General features: G+C 72.7%; 1 pseudogene. It reads right to left on the bottom strand.

Annotated elements, in window-relative coordinates:
• A pseudogene (locus KUM32_RS35565) lies at positions 1-516 on the bottom strand (peptidase M28); the annotation flags it as partial.
• Between the last annotated feature and the right edge of the window lie 201 nt (positions 517-717).

Genomic DNA, 717 nt, shown 5'->3' with positions numbered 1-717 from the left:
GAGGACGGTCTCCCAGGCCAGGTGCGCCTTGTTGTCCTTGACCCGGACCACGAGCCGGCGCGACTCGCGCTTGTCCACCTTCTTGAGCCGCGCGCGGCTGGTCTTCTCCGCCGCCGCCGCAGTGATCTTCGCCGTGGTGGAGACGTTGATCCGCGCCTTGGTGGCCGACTGGGTGCCGCGCACCTTGCCCTGCGCGTCCGCGAGGACGACGGCGTCCCCGCCGACCACGGGCAGCCCGTGGTAGGTGCGCTCGTAGGCGACCGAGTACAGGCCGCGCAGCCACGGCGTGACGCCGCGCCGCTCGTACTGCTCGTTCGGGCCCTTGGCCAGCGCGTCCAGGCCGCTCGCGGTGGCCTGGTCGGCGGCGGCGACGGCCCGGTCGGCCGGCTTGGGCTTGGCGGTGGCGGTCCGCGGGTTCTCCGCGGGTGCCGCCGTCGCCGTGGATACGGCGGGCAGCGCGGCTATGCCGAGGGTGACGGCCAAAGACACGCCGACCACCGTGATTCTTCGTAGCACGTTGGCTCCTTGGGGATCGCGAGCTGCACGATTCGTGGGGTTCTGTTGAGCCGCCCGGTCAGGGCCACGCGCAGGGCGTACGCCGACCGCCAGGGGCCCGGCCGCATCGCGTCGCACACAACATGTCCATGACTAAGCCGCCGCACCGTCACACCTGGGGGCGTGCGGCGTCAACGGATCGCCGGGCCGGCGGGGCTTCTG

The organism is Streptomyces sp. AC627_RSS907, assembly GCF_019049165.1.
Note: the sequence above shows the minus strand (reverse complement) of the source record. Positions and strands in the feature narration are given on the sequence as shown.